Annotated in this window: 15 protein-coding genes and 2 tRNA genes; 8 read left to right on the forward strand and 9 right to left on the reverse strand. The window is 45.2% G+C overall.

Features of this window, described 5'->3' with window-relative positions; genetic code table 11:
* Positions 1 to 131: 131 nt before the first annotated feature.
* Positions 132 to 1,700, reverse strand: coding sequence for an aminotransferase class I/II-fold pyridoxal phosphate-dependent enzyme (locus Q0N89_RS02660; RefSeq protein WP_294033262.1), 1,569 nt, complete (start codon positions 1,698 to 1,700; stop codon positions 132 to 134).
* Between the two features lie 267 nt (positions 1,701 to 1,967).
* Here Q0N89_RS02660 and msrB point away from each other — a divergent pair, with 267 nt between their 5' ends.
* From msrB to Q0N89_RS02700, 8 genes are all read left to right on the forward strand, one after another.
* Positions 1,968 to 2,390, forward strand: a complete 423-nt coding sequence (msrB, locus tag Q0N89_RS02665) for a peptide-methionine (R)-S-oxide reductase MsrB (protein WP_294033263.1) — start codon at positions 1,968 to 1,970, stop codon at positions 2,388 to 2,390.
* A gap of 40 nt (positions 2,391 to 2,430) precedes the next feature.
* Positions 2,431 to 2,910, forward strand: a complete 480-nt coding sequence (locus Q0N89_RS02670) for a glutathione peroxidase (RefSeq protein WP_294033264.1) — start codon at positions 2,431 to 2,433, stop codon at positions 2,908 to 2,910.
* A gap of 277 nt (positions 2,911 to 3,187) precedes the next feature.
* Positions 3,188 to 3,263, forward strand: a tRNA-Val gene (locus tag Q0N89_RS02675).
* 4 nt (positions 3,264 to 3,267) lie between these two features.
* Positions 3,268 to 3,344: transfer RNA gene (locus Q0N89_RS02680), tRNA-Asp, on the forward strand.
* A 214-nt stretch (positions 3,345 to 3,558) separates the two neighbouring features.
* The gene (locus tag Q0N89_RS02685) at positions 3,559 to 4,131 is read left to right on the forward strand and encodes a hypothetical protein (protein ID WP_294033265.1); all 573 of its coding nucleotides are present in this window, start codon (positions 3,559 to 3,561) and stop codon (positions 4,129 to 4,131) included.
* An 833-nt stretch (positions 4,132 to 4,964) separates the two neighbouring features.
* Complete coding sequence (locus tag Q0N89_RS02690; RefSeq protein WP_294033266.1) at positions 4,965 to 6,422, forward strand: hypothetical protein; 1,458 nt, start codon at positions 4,965 to 4,967, stop codon at positions 6,420 to 6,422.
* 234 nt (positions 6,423 to 6,656) lie between these two features.
* A complete protein-coding gene (gene rimO, locus Q0N89_RS02695) occupies positions 6,657 to 8,039 on the forward strand; it encodes a 30S ribosomal protein S12 methylthiotransferase RimO (RefSeq protein ID WP_367178549.1) in 1,383 nt (460 codons plus the stop codon).
* 78 nt (positions 8,040 to 8,117) lie between these two features.
* Entirely contained in the window at positions 8,118 to 9,275 is a 1,158-nt protein-coding gene (locus tag Q0N89_RS02700) for a sugar transporter (protein WP_294033268.1), read from the forward strand.
* A gap of 107 nt (positions 9,276 to 9,382) precedes the next feature.
* Here the strand turns inward: Q0N89_RS02700 and Q0N89_RS02705 are convergent, their stop codons facing one another.
* The 8 genes from Q0N89_RS02705 to nuoI all read right to left on the reverse strand — a co-directional run bounded on the left by Q0N89_RS02705 (position 9,383) and on the right by nuoI (position 17,562).
* The gene (locus tag Q0N89_RS02705) at positions 9,383 to 10,006 is read right to left on the reverse strand and encodes a nicotinamidase (RefSeq protein WP_294033269.1); all 624 of its coding nucleotides are present in this window, start codon (positions 10,004 to 10,006) and stop codon (positions 9,383 to 9,385) included.
* Positions 10,007 to 10,030: 24 nt separating this feature from the next.
* Positions 10,031 to 10,834, reverse strand: a complete 804-nt coding sequence (locus Q0N89_RS02710; protein WP_294033270.1) for a ferredoxin--NADP reductase — start codon at positions 10,832 to 10,834, stop codon at positions 10,031 to 10,033.
* A 97-nt stretch (positions 10,835 to 10,931) separates the two neighbouring features.
* The gene (locus Q0N89_RS02715) at positions 10,932 to 12,410 is read right to left on the reverse strand and encodes an NADH-quinone oxidoreductase subunit N (protein ID WP_294033271.1); all 1,479 of its coding nucleotides are present in this window, start codon (positions 12,408 to 12,410) and stop codon (positions 10,932 to 10,934) included.
* A gap of 2 nt (positions 12,411 to 12,412) precedes the next feature.
* Positions 12,413 to 14,128 carry an NADH-quinone oxidoreductase subunit M gene (nuoM, locus tag Q0N89_RS02720; RefSeq protein WP_294033272.1) on the reverse strand — a complete coding sequence of 572 codons (1,716 nt, stop codon included), beginning with the start codon at positions 14,126 to 14,128 and terminating at the stop codon, positions 12,413 to 12,415.
* A 1-nt stretch (position 14,129) separates the two neighbouring features.
* On the reverse strand, positions 14,130 to 16,001 hold the full coding sequence (gene nuoL, locus Q0N89_RS02725) for an NADH-quinone oxidoreductase subunit L (protein WP_294033273.1): 1,872 nt from the start codon (positions 15,999 to 16,001) through the stop codon (positions 14,130 to 14,132).
* A 3-nt stretch (positions 16,002 to 16,004) separates the two neighbouring features.
* Entirely contained in the window at positions 16,005 to 16,310 is a 306-nt protein-coding gene (gene nuoK / locus Q0N89_RS02730) for an NADH-quinone oxidoreductase subunit NuoK (protein ID WP_078253555.1), read from the reverse strand.
* Positions 16,311 to 16,375: 65 nt separating this feature from the next.
* Positions 16,376 to 17,017: an NADH-quinone oxidoreductase subunit J gene (nuoJ, locus tag Q0N89_RS02735; RefSeq protein WP_294033274.1), complete on the reverse strand. Its 642-nt coding sequence runs from the start codon at positions 17,015 to 17,017 to the stop codon at positions 16,376 to 16,378.
* Positions 17,014 to 17,562: an NADH-quinone oxidoreductase subunit NuoI gene (gene nuoI / locus Q0N89_RS02740; RefSeq protein ID WP_078253506.1), complete on the reverse strand. Its 549-nt coding sequence runs from the start codon at positions 17,560 to 17,562 to the stop codon at positions 17,014 to 17,016. The genes nuoJ and nuoI overlap by 4 nt, the downstream gene beginning before the upstream one ends.
* Positions 17,563 to 17,571 lie beyond the last annotated feature (9 nt).

A 17,571-nucleotide genomic window follows, 5' to 3' on the forward strand; every position in this document is an offset into this window, starting at 1 on the left:
GCTGTCAAAATTTAAAATTCAAAAATGGAATATCGGTAGATGGTTTGGGGATATTCTGATTTGGCATACCAAAAAGACAAGAACCGCCCATAATGAGCGGTTTGTCAGCTGATTTGAAACTTATCTTGATATCACTCCGTCCCAAACTCACGGCGTTTTTTGGCAAAGAATCGATCCAAGCGATCCATCGCATCTTCAAGATCAATCAGATTTGGCAAAAATACCACACGGAAATGATCTGGCTGATCCCAGTTAAAGCCCGTACCTTGTACCATCAGCACCTTTTCTTCGATCAATAAATCCATCATAAATTTCATATCATTATCAATCGGATAGATGTCACGATCAATCTTGGCAAAGCAATAAAACGCCCCTTGTGGTAAGGTACAGCTGATGCCCTTGATGGCGTTAAGTCGCTGTACCGCCAGATCACGCTGTTTGCACAGTCTGCCTGTCGGTGCGGTCAGCGCCTGCATGGACTGGTAGCCACCCATCGCCGTCTGAATGGCGTACTGCGCAGGCACATTGGCACACAGACGCATACTAGCGAGCATGGTCAAGCCTTCGATAAAGTCGGTGGCGTGGTCTTTTTTGCCCGAGAGCATCAGCCAGCCTGAGCGATAGCCTGCGATACGATGTGATTTGGATAAGCCATTAAAGGTAAGCACCAAGCACTCATCGGTGATGGTACACATCGGCGTATGGGTAACACCATCGTACAAGATACGATCATAAATCTCATCTGCCATGATGACTAGCCCATATTTGGCAGCCAGCGCTGCAAGTTTTTGTAGCATCTCATCAGAGTACACAGCGCCAGTTGGGTTGTTTGGGTTGATGATGACGATGCCTTTGGTGCGTGGCGTGATTTTGCTTTCGATATCTGCCAAATCAGGCTGCCAGTTGTCATCTTCGTTACAGCGATAATGTACCGCCTTACCACCGGCCAGATTTGCCGCTGCCGTCCACAACGGATAATCAGGCATCGGAATCAGCACTTCATCGCCATCATCGAGTAGCGCCTGCATGGTCATCACGATCAGCTCGCTCACGCCATTGCCGATATAGACATCCGCCACATCGGTCGCTGTCAATAAGCCTTTGGCTTGATAATATTGCAAAATCGCCTTACGAGCCGCAAAAATCCCTTGAGAATCCGAATAGCCCGACGCTTCATTCAGATTCATCGCCACATCACGGATAATCTCATCCGGTGCAAGTAGCCCAAATGGCGCAGGGTTGCCGATGTTCAGCTTGATGATACGCTGACCTTCAGCTTCCATACGCACAGCGGTCTGTAGTAGCTCACCACGGATGTCATAGCAGACATTGGCAAGTTTGTTGGATTTTTTTAGGGGTTTTTGGGTGTCATGAGACATGGTCGTCGTTCCTGTAGATACAGATAAAGTCGGTGCAGTCGTCGCTGTAGTCGCCGATGCGATGGCATCATCACCACGCAACAGATAGCTTTCGCTGACGCCCAGCACTTGGGCAAGAATGGGTAATTTGGCACTGGCGATGCCATTTTTGCCACATTCCCAATTGGCAATCGCCCCACGGCTGACTGGCGCACCGAGCTCGCCAAGCTTAGCTGCTAGACTCTCGGCGGATAAGCCAAGTGCCTTGCGACGCTGTTTTAGGCGGATGCCTTGTGCTTGGGCTGTGGTTAGGATGTCATTGTCTTGCAAAATTTGGCTCATGGCAACGATCGCTTGTGAATGAATGGCACTATTTTACGCCCATCATACACATTTTGCAAGTTATGCTTTACAAAATTCGCACACTTTGCAAGATTCATCGGATAAGCATGGCAATTTTGCAAGATTTACTTGCAAAAATCTTGGATACGCACCGATTTTGTGCTTATTTTGGCTAATTATTGGGCTTATCCATCCATCTTGTGTTACAATCATCCCATAGCAACCCATCATTTCACACCATTTTACAGTATATATTCAAGGACACCCATGAAAATCATCGACCAAGACACCTTACGCACCATGACAGATGCCGACTGGCGAGAGCGACTTGATGAGTTATCCTACTATGTCCTACGCCAAAAAGGCACAGAACGCGCATTTACGGGTATCTATACCGATACCGAGACGGCAGGCACTTATCATTGCAAGGGCTGTCATGCACCATTGTTTGCCAGTACTGCCAAGTTTCATTCGGGCTGCGGCTGGCCAAGCTTTGATCAAGTCATCGCTGACAACGCTGTCGATGAGACGCTGGATCTGTCGCATGGGATGCGCCGTATCGAAGTCACTTGCCATCACTGCGGTGGGCATCTGGGTCATGTGTTTGATGATAATTATGTCACCGATACAGGGCTAAGATATTGTATCAATTCGGCGGCTATCGTACTTGATACGGATAAAAATTCTTAAAGCCCTTAAATAACACCCATACCCCACACTGGATACTGATATGACGACGATTTATGATTTTACCGCCCAAGACTTGATGGGTAATACTGTGGATTTTACTCAGTTTCGTGGCAAAGTGCTACTCATTGTCAATACCGCAAGCGAATGTGGCTTTACCCCGCAGTTTGCAGGCTTACAAGCCTTGCACGAACGCTATCATACCGAAGGGCTTGTGGTGATTGGCTTTCCGTGCAATCAATTTGGCAAACAAGAACCCAATGACGGCTCTGCCATCGGTGAATTTTGTCAAAGAAATTATGGCGTAGAATTTTTGATGATGCAAAAAATCGATGTCAATGGCGAGCACGCCCACCCGATTTATACTTGGCTAAAAGAGCAACAAGGCGGCCTGCTGACCGATGGCATCAAGTGGAATTTCACCAAATTTCTCATCGCTCGTGATGGCAAAGTCATCGATCGCTACACCCCAATGACCAAGCCTGAGAGCCTGACTGCTGATATCAAGACAGCTTTGGCATAATCTGCGTGATTGTCTTTATGTGATTGCGTTTGCGTGATAATCTTGATAAATTCCGTGTTGCGTTTGATAATAAGTTGTTAATTTTCAATAAGTTATAAACTTTATCACAAAATTATCAAATTTTTGCCAAAAAATGTTTGACACCTGTGTAAATTTCTATATAATACGCACCACAACGAACGAACACAGCAACATAATCTAGCGTGTACGGTTCAAAACTTAAAATGTGATACCTTGACACAGTATCAGTTTTCCAAATGATGGAAAAGACATTTTAGGGTGGTTAGCTCAGTTGGTAGAGCATCTGCCTTACAAGCAGAGGGTCAGCGGTTCGATCCCGTTACCACCCACCACTATGCAGCGGTAGTTCAGTTGGTTAGAATACCGGCCTGTCACGCCGGGGGTCGCGGGTTCGAGCCCCGTCCGCTGCGCCACTTTTAGTGTAGCTTTTATAAGCTTTTCACTTTCTCCCCAAGTCTCCCCTGGCTTGGGGATTTTTTCTTTTTGACAGTTTTTTGTTTTAAGACTTTAAATGCTCAAACTACCTTCTTAATTTGTCGCAATAATCATTCAGTTGGGATGCACATAAAGCCGATAGGATTTTTTGCATCAATTATCATATAATAGATTTATCAATTTATTGTTCATTTGGTATTAGCTTTATTTGGCATCACACTATGTTTATTTGCAAATGTTAGCTTTGCAGCAGATTGGACGCCTGTTTTTAAAACATGGGAAACCCATGCGGAAGATTCAGATATTTTAAGATCTGTTACTTACAACCCTAATGTTGGTTGGGATGATTTGCATGGCTGGACTACTGCGGGACGACCAAACCCCGATTCAAATGACTTGGTTTTAATTAAGAAATTTGATACAAGCCAACTTTTGCATATTCCTGAACCTTATCACAGTGACATCATTTTAATAGAATATGAATCCGTTTATGATACACATATAGGCAATATGAAAGACACTATATACCTTCAGAACGCCACCCTTTATGGACTGCCCATCACCAAAATCGTTGATTATGGTGCTGAAGGTGAGGAAATGCATACGACAATCTATTTTGATAAAATGTCAAACGCTCAATATAGAAGTTTAAAAAAGATTAAACTTAAGCACAGACATGATGACTGGTGCGATGGTGGCCATCAAGCAGAATTTAGAAAAGATAAATACAATCAAGTCACCTTGTTTTTCTCTCAAGGCTGTTGATATCTTTAAAATAATTTTCAATTTTGCTATCTTACTTATTAATTGAGTTTTAGTTGGTAAAGTTGTTTCAAATTTATGCTAAAATACACCCAATTTTTAATTGAAAATTTGGGGCTGGTGCAGATAACACGCCTGCCGAAATACCTGTTTTAGTCGCTCTATAAGCGAATTGGCTCATGCTTTAGTAACCTACCGTTGCTGGGTTGTGCTCTGAATTACTTTGTGATACATTAAGTTTTGTTTGAGGCTCCCATATCAGTACGCACGGAATAGGACTGATATGCATAGGACTGGTTTTGCCATCATCCTTGCCAGTTCCATCTTTAAATATGTTTTATCAGATGCTCCCACGCCAGTACGAGAAAGTATAGGATTGGTCGTGCATAGGTCAGAAGTGGTCGCACCCCTGCTCTGATTCATCATCTGGTTTATATTTAAAGCCTTCTCACTTCTTAGACAACCATTGTCAAAAAAAACAAACTAACACCTCCTCGCTTTAACATTAAACTTATTTTAACAATATTGACAATTTTATATAACGAAAATGCTTTGATTTACTTTTAGCTCATACAACAAGATAAAATTTTATATTATAACTCTATTAAACTTCTCGTCATTCTATGCTAAACTTATATATTGCCAGGATACTAAACTTTGCGAACTATTTGCATAATTGTCATCAGGATGGATATCGCAAATAAGTATAAATTATCCTAAATACAACCATATCCCAATCCTCAATACGATGAACATACATCTTATTGAATAGATATTAACATGCCAGCAGAGACTTAGTTACGCAATTAGTGCAATGCCATCAATAAGGAATCAATGTGCAAGTTCGAGGACTATTTACACTATCTATACTTTATTTTATTGCTGAAATTTATCTTAATTTTAGTATATACCAGCAAATGTCGTTTTTAAGCACTCCTGTACATTTAGAAATATTAGAACATCAAGGTAAAATCATTGCTGGCATAGGTCTAGCACTGTTATTAACACGAATGTACATTGCTTTTCGCATAAAAAATTTACAAGCAAGGCATATTGCTCAGTCCACAATTAATGCAAAGACTCCTTTTTTGAAATTACTTTGTGTTTGCATTCCAATCAGTTTTTTTGTACAAAACCAAGTTATCAACTATATCATAAATCAAGCAACTCCTGAAAACAAAAATACAGCAATGCTAATTACGGCGGTACATTCCACATTTGTGCCACACTACACTGGTGACAATGCTATCAATGTCCATTCAGAAATCAAACCATCATTGTTACAAAAAACCTTTTTTCCTTTTGTGGATATTGGCAATGATGATTTTTCATACCAAAACTTTAGCCAAAATGCCTCTGCTTATAAAAAAGGTGCAGTATCATGTGATAAGTCGAATTACTATGCCACTCCAGGTATTCAACGGGCATTTCAACCGTTTATCCAATTATCAAAGCAGTCTGATTTTCGTAAAAATGAGAAATTGCATATTGATCATATTCATGCATTTTACTATTGCCTGTTAAATTCTGAAGAATATTTGCAATATCACAGCAAGCAAGGGAAAAGTGGCAAACAGATGCTCAAAGATGCGTTTAAAGAGTATCAAAGCGCTAGTCAGAAATTTCAAAAATCCACACGCTATCTCGTAAGTTGGAGACTCGACCGTGCTCATCGAGAATGGCGTACTCAGATGGATAACAAATTTAGATTTTCAACAACTATCAAACCAGGCTTGAATTTTAAGCAATTTGTCAACCACCCAGATGTCCGCAGATATTATTTGAATGAGGCTGGAGATAAAAAAGCTCAATATCCGTTTGATAAAAATTACGATATTATTCATAAGCAACAATACAATACATTAATCTCAAATAAAGTTTTGCCCTACTACCAACACTTGAATGGCAAGCGCAATATGACAGCCGATCAGCATATCATAGATGAACATGGAAGACAGGCATATAAGGCAATCATAATGCCCATGATTGGGTTTTGGGTATCATTCATTGTCCTCAGTCTAAATATATTAATATTGTTTTATGGTTTCTTAACTCGTTTCAGTGGAACTTTTATCGGCGCAATTGAGACATGCGGTTTTTTGCTTTGTATTATCAGTCTATTTGTTTGGAAAATTCCAAAATCTGAACCAAACGAACATCCTAATATATTTATGAAATTAACTTATTATCCATCAAGTGTTATCACTCGCTATTATGATGACATTATTCATCAAAACGAAAAGGATGTATATTGGAACCAATCCGAAAGTGATCGATATCACCAATACAAATAATTCCAAAACCATGTTTTCTGCATATAATTTCAGATGTATAAGTTGCCACCAATTTATGCTAAAATACACCCAATTTTTCATTGAAAATTTTATTCAAAATCAGTCAGCCAAGAGCCAGCCATGACAAGCACGCCAACCGTATTTGACCCAAAAAATCCAACCACCACGCAAAGTTCTGAACCTTATCACCACAAAGCCAATCACAACCAAAACCGCAGTATCGACCAAAGTGGTATGGTTGCGACATCCACAGCAAATGGCGCGCCAAAAATCGGCTTTGTATCGCTAGGCTGTCCAAAAGCACTCGTCGATAGCGAACGCATCATCACTGAGCTTAGCCGTGAAGGTTATCAAGTCGCCAAAGATTATGACGGTGCGGATTTGGTGGTCGTCAATACTTGCGGTTTTATTGAATCTGCTGTCCAAGAATCGCTCGATGCCATTGGCGAAGCCATCAACCAAAACGGTAAAGTCATCGTCACAGGCTGTCTAGGCAAAGATGCCGAAAAAATCCGCACCATGCACCCATCTGTGCTTGCCGTGACTGGGGCGCACGCTTATGATGAAGTGGTATCAGCCGTCACCCATCATGTGCCGAAGCCTGTTAAATCAAAGACTTATGACCCAAAAATCGATCTCATCAATGATGCAGGCATCAAGCTAACACCTAAGCATTATGCCTATCTAAAAATCTCTGAAGGCTGTAATCATCGCTGTACATTCTGCATCATCCCATCACTGCGTGGGGATTTGGTCAGTCGTACCATCGATGGCGTGATGAAAGAAGCGGTCGCACTCAAAAATAGCGGTGTCAAAGAGCTACTCATCATCTCCCAAGACACTTCTGCGTATGGCGTAGACACCAAATACAAGACGGTCTTTTGGGATGGTCAGCCGATTAAGACGAAGTTTTTTGATCTGTGTGAGCAGATGGCGAAGCTTGGCATCTGGGTACGCCTACACTATGTCTATCCTTATCCACACGTGGATCAAGTGGTGCAAATCATGGCGGACAGTATGGCAAAGTCAGGCGGTACAGGCGGACTACTCCCCTATCTTGACATCCCATTTCAGCACGCAAGCCCAACCGTGCTAAAAGCCATGAAACGCCCTGCGATGAGCGAAGACACCCTTGAGCGTATCCGTGCGTGGCGTGCGATTTGCCCGGATATTGTCATCCGCTCGACTTTTGTGGTGGGCTTTCCGGGCGAAACCGAAGCCGACTTTGAATACCTGCTTGACTGGCTAAAACAGGCGCGCCTTGACCGTGTCGGCTGTTTTACTTATTCAGAAGTCGAAGGTGCGGTGGCGAACGATTTGCCAAATCCTGTACCTGATCATATCAAGCAAGAACGCTATGAGCGACTGATGGCACTTCAACAACAAATCAGCAGTGATAAGCTTGCCGAAAAAGTCGGCAAACGCCTAGTCGTGCTCGTCGATGAGATTGATACCGAAGAAAATATCGCCATCTGCCGTAGCTATGCCGATGCACCTGAGATTGACGGTCATGTCTATGTGGACAATATCGACGCCACTGTCAAAGCAGGTGATATGCTGACGGTGACGATTGATGAAGCGAGCGACTATGATTTGTTTGCAAGTTTTGGTTCGTGATTGATTTGGCATCATGACAAGCATTCACCCAAGCCATTCCGCTGAATGGCTTTTTTTATAAAATAACGATAAATCACCATGACCCACGCCCAGCAAAGCTTTGTCCCTGTCATTATCCTTGCGCTATCGGCGTTTGTGTTTAATACCACAGAGTTTATCCCCATTGCGCTGCTGACCGACATCGGTGCAAGCTTTGGCATGACAGCAAGCCAAACAGGTATCATGATGACGGTGTATGCATGGATTGTCGCCCTGCTGTCACTGCCGATGATGCTACTGACTGCCACCATTGAGCGTAAAAAGTTACTACTGGCGCTCTTTGCACTCTTTGTCATCAGTCACGGCGTATCTTATCTGGCAACAAGCTTTACCATGCTACTCATCAGCCGTGCGATGGTGGCGCTGACCCATGCGGTGTTTTGGTCAATCACGGCAAGCCTAGTCGTACGCCTAGCACCCGATGGCAAGCAAACACAAGCACTAGGGCTACTCTCCACAGGCGGTGCATTAGCGACGGTGCTTGGCTTACCCTTAGGGCGAGTGCTTGGGCAATTGCTTGATTGGCGGACAAGCTTTGGGGTGATTGGCTTGATTGGGCTTATCATCATGCTACTACTCACCTATCTGTTGCCACGCTTGCCTGCACAGAACTCGGGGAATTTATCTAGCCTACCTGATATTTTACACAACAAGCCACTGCTTGGCGTGTATCTGATGATTGTGCTTGCGATTACGGCGCATTTTGGGGCGTATAGCTATATTGAGCCATTTGTGCTGACGGCGACGGATTTTGGTGCGGATTTTGCGACGATGGTACTGCTGATTTTTGGGGTGGCAGGTATCGTGGCGAGTATCTTATTTGGGCGGTATTATGAAAAACCTGGCAATCGCTTTATTGGACTGGCTTTTGGCGGTATGCTTATTGGCTTGATGGCGCTTACACCGATGAGTAGATTTCAAACCGTCTGGACGGTTTTGGTATTTGTTTGGGGTGTGTCGCTGACTGCGTTGGCACTCTCGCTACAAATCCGTGTGCTAAAACTCGCCCCAAAAGCCACCGATGTCGCCATGTCGATATTCTCGGGGATTTTTAATGTTGGTATTGGTGGTGGCGCGATGGTGGGCAGTCTTGTGATTGCAGGGCTTGGCATTGGTATGATTGGTTATGTCGGTGCACTGATTTTGATGGGTGCGATTGGGGTGTTTATGATAAGTACCAAAAAGCAATCGTCATAAATGACCATTAGGATGGATATTTATCACATGATTAAAAATAAGCCAATGAGATATTAATACCGCATCATCTCATTGGCTTTTAGATTAAGTAAATCATTCTACTTGATTTAGCTAAATTTCCCAAAATCCAGCACCACATCCATCGCCTGCATATCATCGATGGCAGCTTGTAGTGAGCCATCTTGGTCGATGGCAGCGGTCGCATCCATCAGCACGGTGCAGTGATAGCCCAGATTGGCAGCATCCATCGCCGTCCACGCCACACAAAAATCTGTGGCAATCCCCACCACATAGACGGTATCAATGCCACGCTGTTTGAGATAGCCATCCAGCCCCGTCATCGTGCCATCCGCTTCCATAAAGCCAGAATAACTATCCACCCGCCAATGATGGCCCTTGCGGATAATCAGCTGTGCGTGCGGAATGTCTAAGTCGGGATGAAAATTGGCATCGTCCGTGCCTTGTACACAGTGGTCAGGCCACAGCACCTGCTCGCCATAGTTTAGCACGATGGTGTCAAATGGCTGTTTGTCCGCATGATTGGATGCAAATGAGATATGATTGGCAGGATGATAATCTTGGGTCAGCACCACATGCTCAAACTGCTTGGCAAGCTCGTTAATGATAGGCACGACACGCTGCGCCCCCTGAACCGCCAGATTGCCTGTGATAAAGCCATTTTGGACATCGACCACGATGAGCGCCGTGGTTGCTTGATTGATATTTTTCATAATTTCCCAACAGTTTATAAATCGTTACCAATAATTCTCAACAGCGATATTGCCCACGCCACGACGGTTCATGGTCAGCCCCTTTGCCTTCAGCGCTTCTTTGGTGTCATCGACCATCTGCGGATTGCCACAGAGCATCACATGGCTATCAGCATCAAAAGCCAATCCCGCCGCCTGCTCAAGCTCACCACGCTCAATCAATGTCGGGATACGAGCTTGTAGGCAACCTTCAACCGCTTCACGAGTCACAATCGGGATGTAGCGAAAATTCACCGCCTGCTCGCTCATCTCGGAGAATGTTTTGGCAAGTTCATGGATTTTGTCTTGAAAGGCAAGTTCCGCACTCGTGCGAGCACTATATACCAAGATGATATTTTGATAATTTTCCCAAGTATATAAATCTTGCAGCATCGATAAAAATGGTGCAAGCCCTGTGCCTGTGGACAGTAGCCACAGCGTCTTTGGTGCAGGTTCTTGATAGCGTGATAAGGTCAAAAAGCCAAACGGCATGGGATTAAGCCACAGCGTATCACCGACTTGTAGATGCTGTAGCTGTGAGGTAAACGCCCCATCAGGCACAACCACCGAAAAAAATTCAAGCACTTCATCATATGGTGATGATGCCACCGAATACGCCCGAAAAATCCGCTCATCGGGTACATCGTTGCCTTGATTGGCATGAAGTTCGCTGGGATTGACACCCAATCGTACAAACTGCCCCGCTTCAAAGCGAAAGCCATCAGGGCGAGTGGTGGTAAAGCTAAATAAAGTATCCGACCAGACGGTCTTTGAAAGCACGGTGAGTGCGGTGGCTTTGTCGTCGCTCATAAGTCATCATTCATCATTTAAAAAATACAATATACCAAAGCCATCAAAACAAAACAAGCACCAATGATGGTGCTTGTTTTAAGTCAATGGCAAACGATTAGCGAATCATCGCAAGTCCTGCCAATTGCATCATACCTTCTGGTAGGACACCAAAGATAAGCACAATTGCAGTGACAATCATCACCATCACGCCACCTGCTTTGACGCCCCAATGTTGGTGCGCATCAAACTCAAGGTTGGTTTTTGGTTTTTGGTATAGATTAACGAGTACTCGCAGATAGTAATACAAACCGATGGCACTGCCAAGGATAATCATACCTGCCGCCCAAAAACGCATCCCTTGTACTGCTGCAAAGAAGATGGTGAACTTGGTGATAAAGCCTGCTGTCAATGGAATACCTGCCAATGACAATAGCATCACCGTCAGCACCGCAGTCAGGACAGGACGACGCCAGAACAGACCTTGATAGAATCGCATCTCATCAGCTTCGCCACTGATTGATGTATGTCCACGCTCACGGTATGGGCTAGACATCAGTGCAATCACGCCAAAAGCACCAATCGATGTCAGCGCATAGATACCCATGTACATACTTACCAAGCCTGCGCCACCACCTTGTACTGCCAACAGTGCAATCAGCGCATAGCCAATATGGGCAATCGATGAATACGCCAACATACGCTTGAGATTGTCTTGGCGGATGGCAAGCAAGTTACCAATCAAAATCGACAATGCCACGACCACAACCAATGCTGTATCAAATGCAGGTACTGTCTGTGCAAGGCTACCGGCAAAGAAACGCAGTGCCAATGCCATCATCGCAACCTTGCTGACGCTTGCCAAAAATGCCGCCACCGGCGCAGGTGCGCCTTCATAGACATCTGACACCCACGCATGAAACGGCGCTGCTGATAGCTTAAAGGCAATCGACGCAAGCATCATCACCGCACCGACGACGAACAAGCTAGAGACTTCTTGGGCAAGTAGCAGTTTTGCCAGTTCTTTGAATACCAATGTACCTGCATCCGCAAAGATGAGCGCCATACCCATCAATAGTGTCGCTGATGCAGCTGCTGATAGCACTAGGTATTTGAGACCCGCTTCGAGCGAACGCGACCGCAAGAAAGTATAAGCGAGCATCCCATACATCGGCACAGACAACAGCTCAAGGCTCATGAAGAATGCTGCCAAGTGCTCAGCACCTGTCATCAGCATTGCACCTAATGTTGAAATTAGCATCAACAAATACAGTTCATCTTTATTGTCTTTGAGCGTCTCAAAATAGCCATAAGACAGCGTACAGCACGCCAATGACGCAATCAAAATCACGCCCATATTAAACTTGGCAAAGCCGTCAAACATAAACAGACCACCAAGTGTACCGCCTGATAGTATCAAGCCCATCGCCTGCGCCAATAAAGCAAGTAAAGCAATGTTTAGACCGACGACGCTGATGGTCGCCGTCCAAAAGTGCGAACGCTTCATGGCGATGGCGAACATCACCACCAAAGCAGTCACCGCCACCACAACCATCGGCAGTAATGACGAAACAGATGCGAAAATCATATGATCCATAATTACTCTCCGTGTGTGTGGTTGTGACCGTGATGACCATGATGCCCGTGTTCAGGCTTGGCATCATGACCTACGCCATGCAGATGATCGGCGTGCTCATGCATAAAATCACCCATATGACCATCAATCAAGCGTACACCGTGTTCAGGGCTACCTGCTTTGACATCATAGGTATAAGCTTGTGAAATCCACTGCATTGAGCTTTGTGATTTATCCAGTACAGGCTGTGGATATAGACCAAGCCATACCAAACCAGCACCCAAAGTCACTAGTAGTAGCAATTCACGCTTACCAAGATCTTTGAGCTTACCGCCGTTTTGTTTAACTAATTCTACAGTGGTATTTTTGCCAAAGAGAGCTTGATAAATCATAATCAGCGAGTACAGACCTGCCAGTACAAGGCTCACGGTTGCAAGCACCGTTGCAATCGGATGCAGCTCAAATGCGCCAAGCAAAATCAAAATCTCACCGATAAAGTTACCCGTACCCGGAATACCAAGCAGTGCCGCACTAAAGAACATCAATAGCGGTGCAAAGTAGCGGAACTGACCCCACATACCACCCATCAAGGTCAAATCACGGGTGTGCAGACGCTCATACAACTGACCTGCCATGATGAACAGTGCCGCACTTGATAGACCATGTGCAATCATCTGCACCATCAAGCCCTGTAGCGACACCAAAGTACCGGCATAAATTGCAAGCACCACAAAGCCCATGTGCGAGATACTGGTATAAGCAAGCAGTCGCTTGACATCGGTTTGGGCAAATGCCAAGAACGCCCCATAAAATACGCCAATCATACCAAGCACAATCGCAATCGGAGCAAATTCAGCCGATGCAGCAGGGAACAATGGCAATACAAAACGCAATAAGCCAAATGCCGCTGTCTTAATCAAGATACCTGCCAAGTCCACAGAACCTGCGGTCGGTGCTTGGGCGTGTGCTTCAGGTAGCCAGCCATGCAGTGGAAAAATTGGCAACTTTACTGCAAAACCGATAAAGAAGCACAGCATGATGATGTATTCCCAACCGCCAAGATTTAGACCCAATAAGTCATGATAATCAAAGCTGAGCACCCCTGTTTGGCTAAAGTGAATGATGACCAGTAGCAAAATACCAATCAGCATAATCAAGCCTGATGCTTGGGTGTAGATGAAGAATTTGGTAGCGGCGTATTCTTTGGTGCGACCGCCTGTGGCATTATGACCCCACAACGCAATCAAGAAATAAATTGGCAACAGCATCAATTCCCAAAAGAAGAAGAATAAGAATAAGTCAATTGCCAAAAAGACACCGATAACACCACCCAAGCTCCACAGTAGATTTAGGTGGAAAAAACCAACTCGGCGCTGAATCTCACCCCACGAACAGCCGACTGCCATGATGCCCAAAAATGCTGTCAAAGCAATCATCAGTAGCGATAGTCCATCCATCGCCAAGTGGAATTTGATGCCAAAGGTTGGAATCCACGGTAGGATAAACTGCGCTGCCCAAGGTAGGTTGTTCTTATCCACCGCCCCTTCGGTGGCAAGCAAGGTATTCATACCACCTTGTTGCCATAGCACCAAAGTCAAACCAAAGGTAATCACCATACCAATCAGTGCAATCCACCGTGGCAAGCGATCATCCACTTTCTCAATCAGCCAGCAAAGCAAGCCTGCAATAAACGGAATTGCAATCAATGCTGGCAGTATCCAATTTTGTTCTAATGCCATCTTACACCACCATCATCATTGCCAAGATTAGAAGAATGACCAAACCAAAGCCAAAGCTAATCGCATGGGTGCGCAGTAGTCCAGTTTGGGTTTTTGTGGTCAATTTATTACCCACTGACGCAAGCGCAGGGAAAATATTAATCAGCTTATCAACTGGGTCATTGCGTAGCGCTTTGGTGATTGCCAAAAATGGCTTAACAAAGATAATGTCATACAACGCATCAAAGCCAAGCCCATGATAGCACCAGTGATACAATGCACCACCGATGGCAGTCTTTTTAAAGCACTCAAGCAGACGACCTTTGTTAAACACATACAAAATCACCGCCAGTAGTAAGCCTGCCGCCATAAAGCCAACAGCGATGTATTCGGCTGTGTGCTTGGCATCAGCATTACCTGCTTGCTCAAGTAGCGCGCCCGGGCCTAGTGGTAGTACGCCTGTCAAAGGCGGTACAAGCAGTGCACCCACACCCGTTGATAGTACCAGTAGCACGGTCAAAGGTAGCCAGTATGAGATGCCTGATAGCTTATGCGCATGAGTTTTTTCTTCGCCAAAGAAGGTAATCCAAATCAAGCGGAAAGTATAAACCGATGTCAAGAATGCACCAGCAACGCCCGCCCAAAACAGGGTTTGATAACCGCCTGCATAAGCTTCCCAAAGAATCGCTTCTTTTGAGTAGAAACCGACAGTCACCCAAGGTAGTGCAACGAGCGCACCGCCACCGACGACAAAGCAAGCGAACACCAGTGGAATTTTCTTATACAGACCACCCATCTTAAAGATGTTTTGTTCGTGATGCACTGACAAAATCACCGCACCCGATGCCAAGAATAAGAGCGCCTTAAAGAATGCGTGCGTCATCAAGTGGAAAATCGCCACTTGCCATGCACCCACACCCAGAGCGATGAACATATAGCCAAGCTGACTCATGGTTGAGTACGCCAAGATACGCTTGATGTCTGTCTGCGCCAAGGCACAAAAACCTGCAACGAGCATTGAGATTGCACCGACGCCGCCTACCCAGTACAGTAGCACTTCAGGGGTCAGGACAAATAGCGGATGCATACGAGCAATCAGATACACACCTGCGGTAACCATCGTCGCTGCGTGAATCAGTGCCGATACCGGTGTCGGGCCTGCCATCGCATCAGCCAGCCATGTATGTAGTGGAATCTGCGCTGATTTACCCCAAGCACCACCCACGAGCATCATTGTAGTCAAAATCATCGTTGGGTTATTGACGCTGAATACTTCAGGTGCTTTGGCGATAATCTCTGTGATGGTCAATGTACCAAATTCACGGAACAATAAGAACAGACCAATCGCCAAGAACACATCACCCACACGAGTGACAGTAAATGCCTTGATTGCAGCACGACCATTGGCACGCTCAGTATAATAAAAACCAATCAACAGGTACGAGCAGATACCAACCCCTTCCCAACCTAGATATAGTAGCAATAGGTTATCGCCTTGTACCAGTAGTAGCATACTGGCGACGAATAGGTTCAGGTAGCTAAAAAAGCGAGCAAAGCCATCTTCACCCTTCATATACCATGAAGCAAATAGGTGAATCAAAAAGCCCACGCCCGTAATGATGGCGGTCATGGTCAAAGTCAGACCATCAAAATACAACCCAAAAGCAGGTGCAAAATCCCCCACTTTTAGCCAAGTCCATAGCGGTACATTCACCGCTTGTCCGTTATAATTTTGGAAATAATCGAGCGATGTCATCAAGGCAAAGATTGCCGACAATGCCATACTACCCACGCCCACAATGGTAGCCATTGTTTCAGATAGGCGATCACGCAAGCTTGCTAAGATCAAAAAACCAATCAGTGGGCAAATAAAAGTCCACGCTAGCATACTCATGTCTTACCCCTTTAATCGACTGGCTTGATTTACATCAAGATTGCGGAATCGATGGTAGAACTGAAGCAAAATTGCCAAACCAATCGCCGCTTCTGCTGCTGCCAATGTCAGCACAAAAATGAACATGATTTGACCATCTGGGCTGCCCCACATATTACCTGCAACCACAAAAGCCAAAGCGGTCGAGTTCATCATAATCTCAAGGCTCATCAGCATAAATAGCACATTACGGCGTGCCATCACACCCACCAAGCCAATGGCAAATAAAATCGCTGCCAAAATCAGTGCGTGCGATGATGGAATACCCAAATTCGCCACTTGTTGCCCTGCTTGTACTGCCACATCGCTGACAGCTGTCTGCAAATTTGTCGCCATCACAGACCCCCTTGGCGTTTGTTATGATCGGTAAAGACAGGACCATCAGGCTGATGGTTTGGTGCATTTGCCCCATCTTCGGTATCTTGGTAATGACTAAAGTTCTCATCATCGAGTGCTTTTTTGCCAAGATGATAAGCTGCAACCAGTGCGCCCAATAGCAAAAATGCCGCCACTTCAACGAGTAGCACATATTGGGTAAATAAGCTTGTGCCGACGGCTTTGGCATCGATGGTTTGGGCATTTAGCATTTGATTGGCATCAGATGATGATAAAATCAGACCCACAAGCACGGTGGCGATAATCAGCATCAAGCAAACAGGCGTCGCCCAAGCACTCGATGTCAGCCATGATTTTTCTTCGCTGACATCCGTGCCAAGATTTAGCATCATAATCACAAAGACAAACAGCACCAAAATCGCACCAGCATACACAATCACTTCAAGCACGCCGGCAAATGGCGCACCTAGAATAAAGAAAATACCTGCCACTGCCAATAATGACACAATCATCGATAAGATGGCGTGCACAGGATTGGCGTGCGTCACCACTCGAAAACTAGCAAAAACTGCCACAGCTGCCAAGGCATAAAAGCCGACCAAATTGGCATTGCTTAAAATGTCGGATAAAATCGTCATCATGGTAATAAACTCCGCACATCAATCGGTGCAGCTTCGTTTTGGTGCGAGCCTTTTGGTTGATTTTCGGTCGCCATGCCAGTCACACGATAGTAGTTATAATCAGGATATTTACCCGGCCCTGAGATGAGCAGATGCTCTTTTTCATAGACTAGGTTTTGGCGGTTGTATTCACCAATTTCAAAATCTGGCGTCAGCTGAATGGCGGTGGTTGGACACGCTTCTTCGCACATCCCACAGAACACACAGCGAGAGAAGTTGATACGGAAAAATTCTGGATACCAACGACCATCTTCTCGTTCGGCTTTTTGTAGGCTGATACAGCCAACAGGACACGCCACCGCACATAGGTTACACGCCACACAGCGTTCATCGCCATCAGGGTCACGGGTCAGGACAATGCGACCACGAAAGCGTGGCGGCACTGGCACAGGTTGCTCTGGGTACAAAATGGTGTCACGGGGACGCAAGGCATGGCTATTGACCATCCACATTGAGCGGACGATACTTGCGATACCAACTGCTGTATTTTTTAGAGTTGTTAGCATAATTTCATC

The organism is uncultured Moraxella sp. (assembly GCF_945873075.1).
GTDB lineage: Bacteria > Pseudomonadota > Gammaproteobacteria > Pseudomonadales > Moraxellaceae > Moraxella.